Annotated in this window: 19 protein-coding genes; 18 read left to right on the plus strand and 1 reads right to left on the minus strand. The window is 30.9% G+C overall.

What is annotated here, in order from left to right; translation table 11 throughout:
• Positions 1-39 precede the first annotated feature (39 nt).
• The 10 genes from ftsY to D2A34_RS08005 all read left to right on the plus strand — a co-directional run bounded on the left by ftsY (position 40) and on the right by D2A34_RS08005 (position 7515).
• Positions 40-948 (plus strand): signal recognition particle-docking protein FtsY, encoded by a 909-nt coding sequence (gene ftsY / locus D2A34_RS07960; RefSeq protein WP_119366268.1) that lies wholly within the window; start codon positions 40-42, stop codon positions 946-948.
• Between the two features lie 314 nt (positions 949-1262).
• Positions 1263-1592 (plus strand): putative DNA-binding protein, encoded by a 330-nt coding sequence (locus D2A34_RS07965; RefSeq protein WP_119366269.1) that lies wholly within the window; start codon positions 1263-1265, stop codon positions 1590-1592.
• A 13-nt stretch (positions 1593-1605) separates the two neighbouring features.
• Entirely contained in the window at positions 1606-2958 is a 1353-nt protein-coding gene (gene ffh / locus D2A34_RS07970; RefSeq protein WP_079438309.1) for a signal recognition particle protein, read from the plus strand.
• A gap of 99 nt (positions 2959-3057) precedes the next feature.
• Positions 3058-3303, plus strand: coding sequence for a 30S ribosomal protein S16 (gene rpsP, locus D2A34_RS07975; RefSeq protein WP_079438308.1), 246 nt, complete (start codon positions 3058-3060; stop codon positions 3301-3303).
• A 48-nt stretch (positions 3304-3351) separates the two neighbouring features.
• Entirely contained in the window at positions 3352-3579 is a 228-nt protein-coding gene (locus D2A34_RS07980; protein WP_008424797.1) for a KH domain-containing protein, read from the plus strand.
• Positions 3580-3956: 377 nt separating this feature from the next.
• Complete coding sequence (gene rimM / locus D2A34_RS07985; RefSeq protein WP_119366270.1) at positions 3957-4454, plus strand: ribosome maturation factor RimM; 498 nt, start codon at positions 3957-3959, stop codon at positions 4452-4454.
• Complete coding sequence (trmD, locus tag D2A34_RS07990) at positions 4444-5163, plus strand: tRNA (guanosine(37)-N1)-methyltransferase TrmD (protein WP_079438306.1); 720 nt, start codon at positions 4444-4446, stop codon at positions 5161-5163. Before rimM ends, trmD begins: the two co-directional genes overlap by 11 nt.
• Before the next feature lie 130 nt (positions 5164-5293).
• Positions 5294-5644, plus strand: coding sequence for a 50S ribosomal protein L19 (rplS, locus tag D2A34_RS07995; protein WP_119366271.1), 351 nt, complete (start codon positions 5294-5296; stop codon positions 5642-5644).
• 199 nt (positions 5645-5843) lie between these two features.
• Positions 5844-6716, plus strand: a complete 873-nt coding sequence (gene ylqF / locus D2A34_RS08000; protein WP_079438304.1) for a ribosome biogenesis GTPase YlqF — start codon at positions 5844-5846, stop codon at positions 6714-6716.
• A complete protein-coding gene (locus tag D2A34_RS08005) occupies positions 6703-7515 on the plus strand; it encodes a ribonuclease HII (RefSeq protein WP_119366272.1) in 813 nt (270 codons plus the stop codon). Before ylqF ends, D2A34_RS08005 begins: the two co-directional genes overlap by 14 nt.
• A 454-nt stretch (positions 7516-7969) precedes the next feature.
• On the opposite strand, the gene D2A34_RS08010 is transcribed toward D2A34_RS08005, so the two are convergent.
• Positions 7970-8338, minus strand: coding sequence for a YraN family protein (locus tag D2A34_RS08010; protein WP_079438302.1), 369 nt, complete (start codon positions 8336-8338; stop codon positions 7970-7972).
• Positions 8339-8505: 167 nt separating this feature from the next.
• Between D2A34_RS08010 and D2A34_RS08015 the strand changes: the two genes are divergently transcribed.
• From D2A34_RS08015 to frr, 8 genes are all read left to right on the plus strand, one after another.
• Positions 8506-10023 carry a YifB family Mg chelatase-like AAA ATPase gene (locus tag D2A34_RS08015; protein ID WP_119366273.1) on the plus strand — a complete coding sequence of 506 codons (1518 nt, stop codon included), beginning with the start codon at positions 8506-8508 and terminating at the stop codon, positions 10021-10023.
• Positions 10024-10040: 17 nt separating this feature from the next.
• Positions 10041-11096 carry a DNA-processing protein DprA gene (gene dprA / locus D2A34_RS08020; RefSeq protein ID WP_079438286.1) on the plus strand — a complete coding sequence of 352 codons (1056 nt, stop codon included), beginning with the start codon at positions 10041-10043 and terminating at the stop codon, positions 11094-11096.
• A 46-nt stretch (positions 11097-11142) separates the two neighbouring features.
• On the plus strand, positions 11143-13236 hold the full coding sequence (topA, locus tag D2A34_RS08025) for a type I DNA topoisomerase (RefSeq protein WP_119366274.1): 2094 nt from the start codon (positions 11143-11145) through the stop codon (positions 13234-13236).
• A 205-nt stretch (positions 13237-13441) separates the two neighbouring features.
• Positions 13442-14218, plus strand: coding sequence for a GTP-sensing pleiotropic transcriptional regulator CodY (codY, locus tag D2A34_RS08030; RefSeq protein ID WP_119366275.1), 777 nt, complete (start codon positions 13442-13444; stop codon positions 14216-14218).
• A gap of 447 nt (positions 14219-14665) precedes the next feature.
• A complete protein-coding gene (gene rpsB, locus D2A34_RS08035) occupies positions 14666-15367 on the plus strand; it encodes a 30S ribosomal protein S2 (RefSeq protein ID WP_079438283.1) in 702 nt (233 codons plus the stop codon).
• A gap of 88 nt (positions 15368-15455) precedes the next feature.
• Positions 15456-16373, plus strand: coding sequence for a translation elongation factor Ts (gene tsf, locus D2A34_RS08040; RefSeq protein WP_079438282.1), 918 nt, complete (start codon positions 15456-15458; stop codon positions 16371-16373).
• 107 nt (positions 16374-16480) lie between these two features.
• Positions 16481-17194: a UMP kinase gene (gene pyrH, locus D2A34_RS08045; protein ID WP_079438281.1), complete on the plus strand. Its 714-nt coding sequence runs from the start codon at positions 16481-16483 to the stop codon at positions 17192-17194.
• 10 nt (positions 17195-17204) lie between these two features.
• A complete protein-coding gene (frr, locus tag D2A34_RS08050) occupies positions 17205-17762 on the plus strand; it encodes a ribosome recycling factor (RefSeq protein ID WP_079438280.1) in 558 nt (185 codons plus the stop codon).
• The last annotated feature ends 106 nt before the right edge of the window (positions 17763-17868 follow it).

Below are 17868 nucleotides of genomic sequence, written 5' to 3' on the forward strand. Positions count from 1 at the left end.
TTCACTTGAACATAAAATTTTAATTAGGAGGAAATGAATTTGTTTGGAAATTTATTTAATAAACTAAAAGACGGGTTAACAAAAACTAGGGATGGATTAACTGATAAAATCAATGAAGCGCTGAATTTGGCAATAACCATTGATGAAGATTTATATGAGGAATTGGAAGAAATACTTATAGTATCAGATATAGGAATGGATACTACAGTCGATATTATAGAAAGATTAAGAAGTAAAATTCGTAAAGAAAAGATAAATGATCCTCAAGGAGTTAAACCAGCGTTAAAAGAAGTAATAAGAGATTTATTACTTGAAGGTTCTTATGAATATAATGAAGAAGATAAAAGAGTAATGCTTGTAATTGGAGTTAATGGGGTTGGAAAAACTACATCTATTGGAAAGCTTGCTGCTAAAAATAAAGAAAGTGGTAAAAAAGTATTGTTGGCGGCAGCTGATACGTTTAGGGCAGCTGCAATAGATCAGCTTGAAGTTTGGAGTTCTAGAGCAGGTGTTGATATGGTTAAACATCAAGAAGGTTCTGATCCAGCAGCAGTAGTTTTTGATGCAATAGAAGCATCTAAAGCTAGAAATGTTGATTTATTAATATGTGATACAGCTGGAAGGCTTCATAATAAAAAGAATTTAATGAATGAGCTTGAAAAGATAAACAGAATTATTGATAGGGAATTAGTAGGATACAAAAAAGAAACATTACTTGTATTAGATGCTACCACAGGTCAAAATGCTGTCATACAAGCAAAGCAATTCATGGAGGCATGCCCTATAGATGGAATTATATTAACTAAATTAGATGGAACGGCAAAAGGCGGGGTGGTTCTATCTATAAAGCAAAGCCTAAAAATTCCTGTTAGATACATAGGTGTTGGAGAAGGTATAGAAGATCTTCAAGAATTTGATGCAGAAAGCTTTGCTGAAGCTTTGATTTAGTTGAGAACTACAAGTTGAAATTTAAACATAGAAAAATTCCTGATGGAATTTTTCTTTTTCGTTTATTTGTATATCACCATTTCTGAATGTTTGTGGGAAGAATAATATATAAATATATTAATAGTAAACATCAGTGGTGAGGGTATTATTTATTAATGTGGAAAATTAAAATGAACTGATAAAATATCGAAAAAATACACGTGGATTTAAAGTGTTGCAATTTCTTTATAAGAATTTTACAAGTGTTAAGTAAAAGTACTTGACACTTGTAAAAAATCCTGTTAAAATCTCTTTTGTGGGTAAGGTGATTAAAAATGGAAGATAGAGTTGAAATTTCATTGTTGATGGATTTTTATGGTTCGCTATTAACAGAAAAACAAGTTGAAATCATGCAATGGTATTATGATGATGATTTATCTTTAGCTGAAATAGCAGAAATTAATAAAACAAGTCGCCAAGCCATTCACGATTTGATTAAAAGATGTTATAAACAGCTTCTATCCTATGAAAGTAAGCTTCACTTACTTGAGAAGAGTATTAATAGGGAAAAAGAAATTATGAATTTTTTAGAACACTTGAAGAATAAATATTCCATTGATGGTGAGGATATTATAAAATATAAAGAAAAGCTAGAAAATTTATAAGGAGGATATAACCATGGCTTTTGAAGGATTAGGCGAAAAATTACAGGAGACTTTCAGAAAACTAAAAGGTAAAGGAAAGTTAAATGAAAAAGATATAAAAGAAGCCATGAGAGAAGTAAAGCTTGCCTTACTAGAAGCTGATGTTAACTATAAAGTTGTTAAAACATTTATTTCATCTGTTAGTACCAAGTGTGTTGGAAGCGAAGTTCTTGAAAGCTTAACACCAGGTCAACATGTAATAAAAATAGTTAATGAAGAACTTACTGATCTTATGGGTGGAAGTGAAAGTAAACTTAACTACAGTAGTTCAGGACTTACAGTTATAATGTTAGTTGGATTACAAGGGGCAGGTAAAACTACCATGTGTGGTAAACTTGCATTAAATCTTAGAAAAGATAATAAAAAACCATTATTGGTAGCATGTGATATCTATAGACCAGCAGCTATAAAACAATTAGAGGTTGTAGGAAAGCAGATTGAAATTCCAGTATTTTCAATGGGAGATAAAGTTAGTCCAATTGAGATTGCTAAAAATGGAGTAGCTCACGCAAAAGATAATGGAAATAATGTAGTTATTATAGATACAGCAGGTAGACTTCATATTGATGAAGAATTAATGCATGAATTAAAAGAGATAAAAGAAAATGTAAAACCATCAGAAATATTATTAGTTGTTGATTCTATGACTGGTCAAGATGCAGTTAATGTAGCAGAAAGTTTTAATAACGACTTAGATTTAAGTGGTGTAATATTAACAAAATTAGATGGTGATACTAGAGGCGGAGCCGCACTTTCAATTAAAAGTATAATTAATAAACCAATTAAATATGCTGGTGTCGGTGAAAAAATGAATGACTTTGAAGTTTTCCATCCAGATAGAATGGCTTCAAGAATTTTGGGAATGGGTGATGTATTATCACTTATTGAAAAAGCTCAGGAAGCTATTGATGAAAAGGAAGCTGCTGATTTAGGTAAAAGAATGTTAAATCAAGAATTTAACTTTGAAGATTATCTAATGGCTATGGAACAAATGAAAAAGTTAGGGCCTTTAAATAAAATAATGGAAATGATACCTGGCTTAAATTCAAAGGAACTTCAAGGAGTTGACTTTGATAAAGGGACAGAAGCACTTGATAGGACTAAGGCGATTATTCAATCTATGACAGCAAAAGAAAGAAGAAATCCGAGCCTTATATTGAAGTCTCCGTCAAGAAAAGGCAGAATAGCTAGAGGATCAGGGACCAACATACAAGAAGTTAATAAACTCATGAAAGGCTATGAAATGATGAAAAAGAACATGAAACAAATGAAGTCATTTCAAAAGCAAGCAAAGAAGGGCGGACTGTTTGGAAAGTTACCTTTCTAGTACATTCAATAAAAAATATACTAGTATATTTACTTATTGTTTTTGAATGTGCGTCAGAGTTAAAATATATAATTATCCTTTGAAGGAGGTGAAATAATAATGGCAGTAAAAATCAGATTAAGAAGAATGGGTGCTCATAAAGCTCCTTTCTATAGAATAGTTGTTGCAGATTCAAGATCACCAAGAGATGGTAAATTCATCGATGAAATTGGATACTACAATCCATTAACTGAACCAGTTGAAGTTAAGATCAACGAAGAAAAAGCTAATGAATGGTTATCTAATGGAGCACAACCAACAGACGTAGTTAAAAGACTTTTCAATAATGCAGGTCTTACTAAGTAATTTTTGGAGGTGAATTCTACAATTAGTACATACTAATTGTGGACGTTTATGAAGGAATTAGTTGAATTTATGGCTAAATCCCTTGTTGATAACCCAGATGCAGTTACTGTTAATGAAGTTAATGGAGAGCAATCCATTATACTTGAGTTAAAAGTTGCGCCAGAAGATATGGGTAAGATTATAGGTAAGCAAGGAAGAATTGCGAAGGCTATAAGAACAGTTATAAAAGCTGCAGCAGTTAAACAGAATAAACGAGTTATAGTAGAAATCATCTAAAAATTTAGAGTTAGGGTAACCTAACTCTTTTTTAAATATGCACATATGAAAAAGCGCGTCAGCACAATTAAGTTCATTTCACATATAAAAAAGCGCAAAGTGTAATCAAGAACTTTTTAGCGCAACAAAATTCTTTTATTTATATAAAGTGTGCGAATCATAAAAATGATTATTGATATATGAAAAAGATTTCGTATATCTTAATATAGAAAGAAAAATATATAAAATAAATAATGTCAGATATCATGTATATTTTATATGTTATTTGCTTATTATTTCTAATACATAAATATTTAATAAATTATGTTTAAGTGGAGTCATGTTAATCTTATGTGTTTTTATTTTAAGATTAAATATATACAATTGAGGTGAAGAGAGTGGGAATATTATTTAAAATTGGGCAGATTGTAAATACTCATGGAATCAAAGGTGAAGTTAAAGTTTATCCATTAACAGAAGATGTTAATAAATTTAAGCAACTAAAAACTGTATTGGTTGATGGAGTAGAAAAAGAAATCCTAGGAGTTAAGTTTCAAAAAGATAGAGTTATATTAAAAATTGAAGGTATAGACTCTATGAATGACGCTGAAACTTACAAACAGAAGTATATTGAAATACCTCGTGATAATGAGCCAGGTCTTCCACCGGATACTTATTATGTTTCAGACCTTAAAGAGTGCACAGTATTTGATACTAATGAGAAAGAACTTGGAAGAGTTTTTGATGTTATAAGCACTCCAAATAATGATGTATATTGGATCAAACAGCCTAAGGAACTATTGATACCAGTTCTTAGAGATATAGTTCTTAGTGTTGATATAGAATCAAAAAAAATCATTATAAAGCCTGTAGGGGAATGGCAAGATGAAGATTAGTATATTAACATTATTTCCGGAAATGTTTTCGATTTTTGATCATAGTATTATAGGTAGAGCAAGGGATAATAATATAATAGATATAGATGTATTAAATATAAGAGATTACACTTTAAATAAGCACAAGAAAGTTGATGACTATCCATACGGTGGAGGAGCTGGAATGGTTATGGCACCTCAGCCTATAGTAGACACTATAAGGAAGGTTAAGGAAAGCAATAAAGGGAAAGTTGTATTTCTAGGACCAAGGGGAAAGACATTTAATCAAGAGGCAGCAAAAGAACTTTCAAAAGAAGAGAATCTTATATTTTTATGTGGTCACTATGAGGGGATAGACGAGAGAGTGTATAAACATATAGATATGGAAATTTCTCTCGGGGACTTTGTGTTAACTGGAGGGGAGATGGCGGCAATTCCAGTTATTGATTGTATATTGAGGCTTATACCTGGTGTTCTTGGAAAAGAAGAAAGCTTTATAGAGGAATCATTCTATAATGGACTTTTAGAGTATCCGCAGTATACTAGGCCAGAAGAATTTGAAGGGGATAAAGTACCTGAAATATTACTATCTGGACATCATGAAAATATACGAAAATGGAGAAGGCTTAAGTCTCTTGAAATAACTAAAAAGAATAGGCTGGATTTATATAAAAACATAACTTTGACTAAAGAAGATATAAAGTTATTGAAGAATAATACACAGAAATAAAATAATCAATAATTTTTGTTGAAATATAAAAAAAGATGTGATATTATTAAATTTGTGCTAGTACGGGCGTTCCTCTGTCACTTACATATGTTAAGAACGTCAAATTATCTATACAAGGAGGGAATGCACAATGAACGAAATAATAAGAGCTATAGAAGCTGAACAAATTAGAACTGACTTACCTGCCTTCAAAATCGGTGATACTATAAAGGTATACGTAAAGATTCAAGAAGGTAACAAAGAAAGAATTCAAATGTTCGAAGGTACTGTTATCAAAAAACAAAATGGTGGTTTAAGAGAAACTTTCACTGTAAGAAGAGTTGCTTTAGGAACTGGAGTTGAAAGAACATTCCCAATGAATGCACCAATCATCGACAAAATTGAAATCTCAAGAAAAGGTAAAGTTAGAAGAGCTAAACTTTACTACTTAAGAGATAGAGTTGGTAAGGCTGCTAAAGTTAAAGAATTATTAACTAGATAGTATTTAAAAAGGGGACTGTTTCAGTCCTTTTTTTATATTTACGCATATTCAAAAAAATAATAAGTCAACATATTAGCGTGTTTCCTGCTATATACTCTAAGCATATTTACCTAATAGTCTACTATGAAGTGAATATACTTTTACGTCTGACAGGAAATATACTTTTGTGTTCCTAAAATAAATTTAAGGAGGAATTCATATGGCAATTAATTGGTTTCCAGGACATATGAAAAAAACTCAAAGGGAAATTAAAGAAAACCTAAAGTTAGTTGATGCAGTAATTGAAATAAGAGATGCTAGGATTCCAAGAAGTTCTGCAAATCCTGATATTGAAAAATTATTAGAAGGAAAACCAAGAGTTATACTTTTAAATAAGAGTGATTTAACTGATAGTAAAGTTACAAAAGAGTGGATTGATTATTTAACTAAAGAAGATGTTAAAGTACTAGAAGTTAATTGTTTAAAGGGTGATGGTCTTAAAAATATAAAACCTACATTATTGACCTTGTTAAAGGAAAAACACGATAGGTTAAAATCAAAAGGTATGGTTAACATAACAATGAGAGTAATGGTAGTTGGGATACCTAATGTAGGAAAATCAACATTTATAAATAAAATGGCTAGAAACAATATTGCTAAAACAGGTGATAGGCCAGGTGTTACTAAAAGTAAACAATGGATAAAGACAGGAATGGGTATTGAAATGTTAGATACTCCAGGAGTATTGTGGCCTAGATTTGAAGATGATGAAACGGCTTTGAATTTAGCTTTTACAGGAGCAATAAAAGATGAAATAATGGATATAGAGGAATTAGCTCTGAAACTTGTCGAAAAATTGCAGAATAGTTATGAAGCTAGATTAAAAGAAAGATATAAATTGACTGAAGTTTTTGAAAATCCTTTAGATACATTAGATGCGATAGGTAAAAAAAGAGGAGCCTTAATTTCAGGAGGCCAGATTGATTATAACAGAATTGCTGTTATTTTATTGGACGAATTCAGAGGAGGAAAAATGGGCAATATTACGCTGGAGCGCCCAATAGAAGAAGTGGAAGAAAATGACGAAATTTAACGAGGATATAAAATCATTATCATTTGCAGAAATAAAAGAACAAATACATAAATTTTCAATAATTGATTCTTATAAGAGTGGGGAGTATATAAAAATTATAAATTGGTTAAAAGAAGATAAAAGAAAAAATGTGTTATCCCTTAAAGATAAGATTGAAAAACAATTGAAGATGTATTTAAATGAGGTTGGAAGAGTTAAGGCGATGTATGACTTCGATAAGTCTTTTGGCGATTATAAATATATTGCTGGAGTGGATGAAGTAGGAAGAGGGCCTCTCGCTGGGCCGATAGTAGCTTGTAGTGTTATCTTAGATTTAAATGTTTTAGATAATGAGTTAATTTTATATATAAATGACTCAAAAAAGGTAAAAGAGTCGAAGCGAGAAGAGCTTGCTGAAATCATAAAAGAAAAGGCTCTAAGTTATCATATTGCAGTTTCGTCAAATGAAGAGATAGATGAAAAAGGAATTGCTTTTTCAAATAATAAAGTGTTTTTAGAAAGCTGTAATTCACTTAGTATTAAGCCTGATTTAGTTCTTTCTGATGGATATTTAGTTAAGAATATTCAAATAGAAAATAAATCAGTTATAAAGGGAGATACTAAAAGTGCAAGTATTGCAGCTGCATCAATTGTTGCAAAAGTATATAGAGATAATTTAATGAAAGAATATGCTAAAAAATATCCTTACTATGATTTTGAGAACAACGTAGGATATGGAACCTCAAAGCATATAGAAGGATTAAAAGTTCATGGAAAGTGTGATATTCATAGAAGTAGTTTTTTGACAAAATTATTATAATTGTACTTTCATGGATTTTGAATATTAAATATTATATTAAATATAAAATATTTAATATCCTAAAATCCAAACTAAAACTTAGAATCATGCGATAGCTTACCGAAAAACTATAAAAATATCGCTGAAAGTTCTAAGTTGTAGGTTGCATCCATTTTAGCAAATTTGTAAATATATTTATCTAATAAGCCTAATTCATATATTATTTATTTGTACCACACAGAAAGAGAAGGTGCTCTTTTACGCAGTGTTGCATTGAAAATAATTGTAGGCATTTCTTCAGTAAAAGTGGTTCCATCATTGCTTGTCACGGGCTTGTCTCGGGAGCAAGCAGAGATAGGCACAACTTTTACTGGCAGAAATCCTCAATTATTTTTTCTGGCAACCGAGTAACAGAGCACCTTCTCTTTCTGCGAGTTATATCATCAACTAAAATATACAATATTTCATATTTTTACTATAATCTAAAGGCATCTCTTATATGATTTATTTTAACCAACGTATTTTGAGTGTTTAAATAAACTTCTATAACATCAAATCTAACATTAAAATTAAATAATCTTTTGTATGAAATATATGATGTAGTAACATTTATTATGGATTTTTGTTTTGAAAAACTAATAGATTCTTTTGGAAGTCCATAATTATAGTTGTACCTGCCTTTAACTTCTACAATAATAAGTAAATTATTATTAGTACATATTATATCAATCTCACCTAGAAAATTTCTGAAATTACAATCAACTATATTGTAATTGTCTTTAATTAGATATTCCTTAGCTAGATTTTCGCAATAATAACCTATATCTTTATTTGATTTTTTCATTTAATCACTCCAATATAAAATGTTTCTTTAAATTTTCATAATAATGTGGCTAATTCATAAATAAAACTTAATTAGATTATTAACAACTTAAAAATAACTTAAACAAATATATTTATATTAGGAATTAATATCTAAATGTGTGTCTATAATTTGAATGGGTGATATATATGGCAGTAAAAATTATTAGTGCAACGCACAATGGATTAGAAGGATTTTTAATAAAAGTTGAGGTTGATATTTCTAAGGGTTTACCAATGTTTAATATAGTAGGGCTTGCAGATGTATCAGTAAAAGAAGCGAAAGAAAGAGTAAGGGCAGCAATTTTAAATTGTGGATTTGAATTTCCGTTAGGTAGGATTACTATAAATTTAGCTCCTGCAGATGTTAGAAAGATAGGTTCGCTTTTAGATTTGCCTATTGCACTTGGGATTCTTATGGAATCAAATCAAATATGCAAGAAGGATATGGAAAGTTACATAGTTTTTGGCGAATTATCTCTGTTTGGTGAACTCAAAGGAATAAAAGGGACAATACCAATTATTATCGAAGGTGCAGGAAATGATATTACTAAATTCATTTTTCCGCAGGAAAATTTGGAGGAAAGCCACTATTTTAAAGGGGGAGATTATTATCCTTTTAGAAATTTAAAAGAGGTGATTTCCTATATAGAATATGAAGATGTGCTTCCTTATAAAGACGAAGATAGCTATAAAGATGATGAGCGTTATGAATTACCTGATTATGGAGATGTTATAGGCCAATATTCATCTAAAAGAGCTTTGGAGATAGCAGCAGCGGGGAAACATAATATTATTCTTTATGGGGAACCAGGATGCGGTAAAACAATGCTTGCAAAAGCATTAATATCAATTTTACCAACTTTATCTCAAGAAGAACTAATAGAAATTGCTAAGATTTATAGTGCATGTGGACTCATAACAAAAGCAGCATTTAACAGGCCTTTTAGGGCTCCTCATCATTCAACTACAAAATTAGCTTTAATTGGGGGAGGTAAAGAAATCAAACCCGGTGAAATAACAATGGCACACAATGGAGTGTTGTTTTTAGATGAAATATTAGAATTTAAGAAGGATGTTTTAGAATCGTTAAGGGAGCCATTAGAAGAAAAATATATAAATATCAATAGGCTTAGCGGGAATCATAAAATGCCAGCAGATTTTTTGCTGATAGGAGCATTCAACCCTATTGATAACAATGATGATAAAGATATAAGTGATGATAAATACTATTTTAATACTAGGATTAGAAAATATTCAAGAAAATTTTCGAGTGCATTACTAGATAGAATTGATATTCTGAATTACGTGCCTAGATTAAACTATGATGAAATAAAAAAGGAAAAAGATTCATATGATTCGAAGGTAATGAAAGAAAATGTACTAAGAGCAAGAGAAACCCAAAAAGAAAGATTCAAAAATACCTCATATAAATACAACTCTGAGATAAGAGGTAAGGATGTTTTTGAGATATGCAGAGTCAGTGAAAAATGTTCGGAAATTTTAAAGCATTATTATAATACATCTAATGTGTCATTAAGAGGTTATGGTAAAGTAATAAAATTATCAAGGACGATAGCAGATATTGAAAATAAAGATGAAATTTCAGAGGGGCATATTCTAGAAGCATTTAGTTATAGGAAAAATATTAACGGTGAAATTATTTAGAAAGAGGTATAAAATACATGAATTATGAGTTATGGTTAATACTTATTAATATAACAAATTTTCAAAAAATAAAATTAATTGATAAATATAAAACAGCAGAAAATGTATATAATAATTTTGAAGAGATTCTAATTGAAAATAAGATGGTGGCAAAAAAATTAAAAAATTTTGAAAAAGAATCTTTATATTATGAAGTTTCGAATCTGGAAAAGATATTATTAAAGAAAAATATAGGTTATATTACTTATGCTAATCCTTTATATAGAGAGAAGTTGAGCGGAATTTTAGAATCTCCATTTTTTCTCTTTTATAGGGGAGATATAGATATTATAAATAGAAAATCTATAGGGGTAGTAGGGGCAAGAAAATGCTCAAATTATGGACTAACTGTAACAAAACTCTTGACAAAGGAGCTTATTACTAATAATATAACGCTTATAAGCGGAGGTGCAAGAGGCATTGATTCGATAGCACATAAAACGGCTTTAGAAAGTGATGGATATAACATAGCCGTGTTAGGGTGTGGAATTGATATAGCTTATCCACCAGAAAATAGTGTTTTGTTTTCAAAGATATCAGAAAAGGGAGTAGTAATTTCAGAATTTTTACTTGGTACAGCGCCGTTTAGAGAAAACTTTCCGAGAAGGAATAGGATAATTAGCGGGCTTAGTGACGGAATAATTGTAATAGAAGCTTCTGAAAAGAGTGGATCATTAATAACAGCAAGGCTTGCACATAAGCAAGAAAAGCCAGTTATTGTAGTACCGGGTTCCATATTATATGATGGTGCAAGTGGTTCGAATAAATTGATTAGAGATGGTGCAAGTATTTGCACAGATATAGAAGATTTAAGAGTCTTACTTAGTTTGGAACATGTTAATATTAAACCTATGAACTTTACACCAGAAAAGAGTGAAATATTAGATTTAATAACAGATTCACCAATTCACATAGATGATATTTTTAAAAATACGTCTGTTGATAGAGGAGCTTTGTATGCATTATTGTTTGAGATGCAAATAAAAAGTGAAATAATTTGTTTACCAGGAAATTACTATGTGAAAACAATTTAAAAATGTGTAGGGGGTGAATACTTCATAAATTCTATGAAGTTGTACTATGGGTCAAAAACTTGTAATTGTTGAGTCGCCGGCAAAAGCAAAAACAATCGGCAAATATTTGGGAAAAAATTATATAGTAGAAGCATCAATGGGGCATGTAAGAGATTTACCTAAGAGTAAATTGGGCGTTGATATAGACAATAACTATACTCCTAAGTACATTACAATCAGAGGTAAGGGTGAACTAATTGATAAATTGAGAAAAGCAGCTAAAAAAGCTGAAAAAGTTTATTTGGCAACAGACCCTGATAGAGAAGGAGAAGCTATTTCGTGGCATTTAGCCAATATTTTAAAAATATCCGAAGATGATACATGCAGAATTGTATTTAATGAGGTTACGAAAACTGCTGTTAAAGCATCAATAAAAGAAGCAAGAAAAATTGATTTGGATTTAGTTGATGCGCAGCAAGCAAGAAGAGTATTGGATAGGCTTGTTGGTTATGAAATCAGCCCGATTTTATGGAAAAATGTGAAATGGGGCCTTAGTGCAGGTAGAGTACAATCAGCTGCTCTAAAATTAATATGTGATAGAGAAAAAGAAATAAACGAATTCATTCCAAAAGAGTATTGGTCTATAGATTGTGTACTAAGAAAAGAAAAAAAGAAATTTCCTATAAGACTTTCGGCTTATAAAGGAAAAAAGATTGAAATTGAAAATGAAGAAACATCAAACTCGATAATAAAAGAATTGGAAGGCGGCAGCTTTATTGTAAAAGCGATAAAAAAAGGTAAAAAAAGTAGAAATCCGCTTCCACCTTTTACAACAAGTACATTGCAACAAGATGCAAATAGAAAATTGAATTTTATGACCAAGAGGACTATGTCTATAGCTCAAGGCCTTTATGAAGGGGTAGAAGTGAAAGGCCATGGGACAATTGGGTTAATAACATATATGAGAACTGATTCTGTAAGAATCTCTGAAGAAGCACAAGGGAATGCTAAAGAATTTATAGAAAATACTTATGGAAAAGAATATTTACCAAGTTCACCTAGAATATATAAAGGGAAAAAGAATATTCAAGATGCCCATGAAGCAATAAGACCTACGTATGTAGAAATTACTCCAGAAGTAGCAAAGGAAAACTTAACTGCAGAACAATATAAATTATATTCATTAATATGGAACAGATTTATAGCGAGTCAAATGGCATCATGTGAACTTGATACAAATTCAATAGATATAATAAATGGAGATTATAAATTTAAAGCATCGGGATCAGTAATTTCTTTTGATGGTTTTATGAAGATATATGAATATTCTAATGAAGATGATGAAAACTCAGTGCTATTACCAGAATTAGAGGAAAATGAGGAACTTAATACAGAAACGCTTCAAGGAACTCAACATTTCACTCAACCGCATCCTCGATATACTGAAGCATCATTTGTTAAGTTGATGGAGGAAAAAGGTATTGGTAGACCAAGTACCTACGTACCGACTATTTCAACTCTTCTAGGAAGAAATTATGTAGTAAGAGAAAAGAAAAATTTTATTCCAACAGAACTAGGTGAGATAGTAAATAATATTATAAACGAATATTTTAAACAAATAGCAGACACTGATTTTACAGCTGATATGGAAAGAAAACTCGATGATGTAGAAGAAGGAAAAGAAGAGTGGACCAAAATAGTTGCAGAGTTTTTTGATCCTTTAAGAATCGCTATTGAGAAAGCTGAAAAGGAAATATCAAAAGTTGTAATCGAAGATAAAGTAAGTGATGTAAAATGTGAAAAATGTGGCCGTATGATGGTTATTAAAAGAGGTAGGTATGGTGAATTCTTAGCTTGTCCTGGATATCCGGAGTGCCAAAATGCTAAGCCAATAGTTGAAGAGTTAGATGTACCTTGTCCGGAATGTGGTAAAGCTATAGTAGCAAAGAAGAGTAAAAAAGGTAAAAAATTCTTTGGATGTGTAGGATATCCAGAATGTAAATTTGTGAGTTGGCATGAGCCTGTAAAAGAAAAGTGTCCTAACTGTAATTCGTATATGGTTTTGAAATACTCTAAAACAAAAGGAAATTATATACAATGTTCTAACAGCGAATGTAATTATAAAGAAGAAGTAAAAAAAGATTCAACAGATGATAAATAGAGACAAATATATTGACGTGGAATAAATAAAATAGTAATACTATTTGTCGAATTAAACCAAAAGAGTGTTGAAATGAAGAATTTTATATGATAAACTAGTCTTAATCGCAGCTTGTAGAAAATTCAATAAATTAAGAATATTCTAACAATAATAAGTGTTTAATTCAAATAAATGTTGTTATTCAGTTGCCAAGGAGGATAATAGTATGTCATCATTATTAAGTAAAACTAGAATGTTAAATAAGATTCTACAGAAGTCTGGTACTGAACCTGTAGCATTTCAAGATATATGTGCATTATTAAGTGAGGTTCTTGAATGTAATGTATACATAATCAGTAAAAAAGGGAAAGTGCTAGGATATACTTTTGGTAAAGATTTTGAATGTGAAGCTATGAAAAAGAAAGTAATTGAAGATAAGAAGTTCCCTGAAGATTATAACAAGACATTGTTAGATGTTAACGATACTTTATCTAATCTTCCTAATGAAGGTAGATGTGTGTTTCAAGAAATAGGGAAATGCAAAAAAGTAGATAAATTATCAACTATAGTTCCTATCATAGGAAGCAGGGAGAGACTCGGCACACTAATATTAGCTAGATTTGGAAATCCGTTTACAGATGATGATTTAGTATTAGTTGAATACAGTGCAACTATTGTTGGAATGGAAATGCTTAGAGCTATGCAGGATGAGATTGCAGAAGAAACAAGAAAGAAAGCAGTAGTTCAATTAGCTATAGGAACTCTTTCGTATTCTGAATTAGAAGCTGTTGAGCATATATTTGATGAATTAAATGGAAATGAAGGATTGTTAGTAGCTTCTAAAATTGCAGATAAAGTTGGCATAACAAGAAGTGTTATTGTTAATGCATTAAGAAAGTTTGAAAGTGCTGGTGTTATCGAATCTAGATCACTAGGCATGAAAGGAACCTATATTAGAATATTAAATGAGAAATTATTAGAAGAATTGAAAAAGATTAAATAATCATTGATAAATAGCTATAAGTTGAACAAACTTATAGCTATTTTAGTTTACAAAAAGTACTCTTTTAATCAATTTATTAAAAGGAATTTATTAGTTAATGTATAAAAATTAATTACTTTGACAAAACTTTAAAATGAATTGATACAAAGGATATTTATTAATATACATTTATTATAATGTCTTATGTTTTATGTTTATAAAGTATGTAACTAGGCATTTTATAGTATTACTGCATTGTTCTTGGTATACAATTTCGATTGTGTTTTGAACATATAAGTCATTTATATGTCTAAAATAAAAAATTTTTGTTGATACGTTAAATGCCTTATGATATACTACTTAAGGTAAGAAATACACACACTATCCAATTTATAGATTAGGTGCCCTTAATTTGAGGGAATTCTATAAGCTAAAGATAGTGGAGGTAAAAACCAAGGAGGTAACAAAATGTCAGTAATATCAATGAAACAATTATTAGAAGCAGGTGTACATTTCGGACACCAAACTAGAAGATGGAACCCTAAGATGGCTCCTTATATCTTCACAGAAAGAAATGGGATCTATATCATAGATCTTCAAAAAACAGTTAAGAAGGCAGAAGAAGCTTATAACTTTATTAAGCAAGTATCTGAAGAAGGAAAAGATATACTTTTTGTTGGAACTAAGAAACAAGCTCAAGAAGCAATTCAAGATGAAGCAATAAGAAGTAACATGCATTTCGTAAATAACAGATGGTTAGGTGGAATGTTAACAAACTTCTCAACTATAAAAGGTAGAATAAGAAAATTAGAACAAATCGAAAAAATGCAAGAAGATGGAACTTTCGATGTTCTTCCTAAGAAAGAAGTTATTAAACTTAAGGGAGATATGGAAAAACTTCAAAAAAATCTTGGTGGTATCAGAAACTTAGATGCTTCAAATGTTGGAGCAATGTTCATTGTTGATCCAAGAAAAGAAAAGAATGCTATCTTAGAAGCTAAGATTTTAGGAATACCAGTAGTTGCTATAGTAGATACTAACTGTGATCCAGAAGAAGTTGATTATGTAATCCCAGGTAATGATGATGCTATCAGAGCTGTTAAATTAATAACTGCAAAAATGGCTGATGCTATTATAGAAGCAAGACAAGGTGAACAATTAGCTGAATAGTTTAAATAAAAAGGGTAAGTGATATCTCTTCAATTACCCTTTTATTAGATGTTAGAGATTACCTTATAATAGAGGAGGAATTTAAATTATGGCAAATATAACTGCACAATTAGTTAAAGAACTAAGAGAAATGACTGGAGCAAAAATGATGGATTGTAAAAAGGCTCTAGTTGAAACAGACGGAAATATTGAAAAGGCTATTGAATTTCTAAGAGAAAAAGGACTTGCGGATGCAGCTAAGAAATCAGGTAGAGTTGCTGCTGAAGGTATAGTTAAAACATATATTTCAGAAGATAAGAAAAGTGGAGCAGTTCTTGAATTTAACTGTGAAACAGATTTCGTTGCTGCAAATGAAGAATTCGTTGCATTTGCTGAAAAATCAGCTAAAATGGTAGTTGAAACTTCAGTTTCAACAGTAGAAGAACTTCTTAACGAAAAGTTTGATGGAGAAGCTACAATTTCTGATAGCTTAAAAGCTTTAATAGCTAAACTTGGTGAAAACATGACAGTAAGAAGATTCACTAAATTCTCAGTTGAAAACGGAATAGTTAAGAGCTATATCCATGGTGGCGGAAGAATCGGAGTTTTAGTAGAAGTTACTTGTGACAAAGATTCAGAAGTTCTTGATGAAGTTGCTAAAGAAGTTTGTATGCAAATTGCTGCAGCAAATCCATTATTCTTATCAAAAGATGATGTTGATACAGAATCTTTAGATAAAGAAAAAGAAATTTACAGAGTTCAAGCTTTAAATGAAGGAAAGCCAGAAAATATCGTTGAAAAAATGGTAATAGGAAGAATTCAAAAATACTTTAAAGAAGTTTGTCTTTTAGAACAACCATGGGTTAAAGATAGTGATAAATCAATCACTAAATTTATAGAAGAGAAATCTAAAGAGGTTGGTTCTCCAATTAAAGTAACTAAATTCGTAAGATACGAAAGAGGAGAAGGAATCGAAGTTGAAAAGGTAGACTTTGCTGAAGAAGTTGCAAGACAAATCGGTAAATAGTCTAGACCTAAAGAGAACACTTTGTGTTCTCTTTTTTTAAGAAATAAAGTAAATAGCTTGAAAGAGGTTTTCAGATAATCCTTAAAAGATTCAGGAGGTAATTATAAATGGCAGAGTGTAAATACAAGAGAGTAATTCTAAAACTTTCAGGAGAAGCATTAGCGGGTGTTAGTGGATTTGGACTTGATTTTAATGTAGCTAAGAGAATAGCGCTTGAAATTAAAGAATTAATTGATATGGGTGTTGAAGTAGGGGCTGTAGTAGGCGGCGGAAACATTTGGAGAGGAAGAAGTGGGGAAGGTATGGACAGAACCACTGCAGATTACATGGGAATGATGGCAACTTGCATAAATGCATTAGCACTTCAAGATTCATTAGAGCAAGTAGGCGTTAAGACAAGAGTGCAGACTGCAATTGAAATGAAGGAAATTGCAGAACCGTTCATTAGAAGAAGAGCGATGAGACACTTAGAAAAAGGAAGAGTTGTAATCTTTGCTGCTGGAACAGGAAATCCGTATTTTTCAACAGATACTACTGCTGCACTCCGAGCTGCTGAAATTGAAGCTGATGTAATTCTTTTAGCTAAAAAGGTTGATGGAGTTTATGATAAAGATCCACATAAGTATTCAGATGCTACAAAATATGATACACTATCATATATAGAAGTATTAGAACAAGGATTACAAGTAATGGATTCTACAGCGACTTCATTATGTATGGATAATGAAATCCCAATTCTTGTATTTGGATTAGATGAGCCAGGAAATATTAAGAGAGCAATGTATGGTGAAAGTATAGGTACATTAGTAAAAAAGAAATAGGAGGAAAATCATGATTAAGGATATCATTAAAAATGCAGAAGAAAAAATGAACAAAACAATATCTGTATTAAAGTCAGATTTATCAACAATGAAAGCAGGAAGAGCAAATCCAACAATGCTTGATAGAATTCAAGTTGAATATTATGGAAGTATGTGCCCGCTAAGCCAAGTGGCAAATGTTTCAGCACCAGAACCAAGAGTTCTTATGATAACTCCATGGGAGAAACCTCTTTTAAAAGACATAGAAAAAGCTATTCTAAAATCAGACTTAGGGTTAAATCCTTCAAATGATGGTTCGATAATCAGATTGGTTGTACCAGAATTAACAGAAGAAACTAGAAAAACTCTTGTTAAGAATGTTAAGAAAACAGGAGAAGAAGCTAAAGTAGCTGTAAGATCTATAAGAAAAGCTGCCAATGATAAGATAAAGGCATTAAAGAAAGATGCTGATTTATCAGAAGACCAAATAAAAAAAGCTGAAGATGAGGTTCAAAAGAAGACTGATGCAGTTGTAAAAGAAGTAGATGCTATAATTGCTGCAAAGGAAAAAGAGGTCATGTCAGTTTAAGGCACAATCAAGAAAATAACAAGTCCTATACCAGCCTATTTTTTCATTATTCTGCGGCGGCAGATAACCCTAATAGGCCCACTATGAGTGATATCTGCCTTCTTGT

The sequence above is a fragment of the Clostridium chromiireducens genome (genome assembly GCF_003575225.1).
Lineage (GTDB): Bacteria > Bacillota > Clostridia > Clostridiales > Clostridiaceae > Clostridium > Clostridium chromiireducens.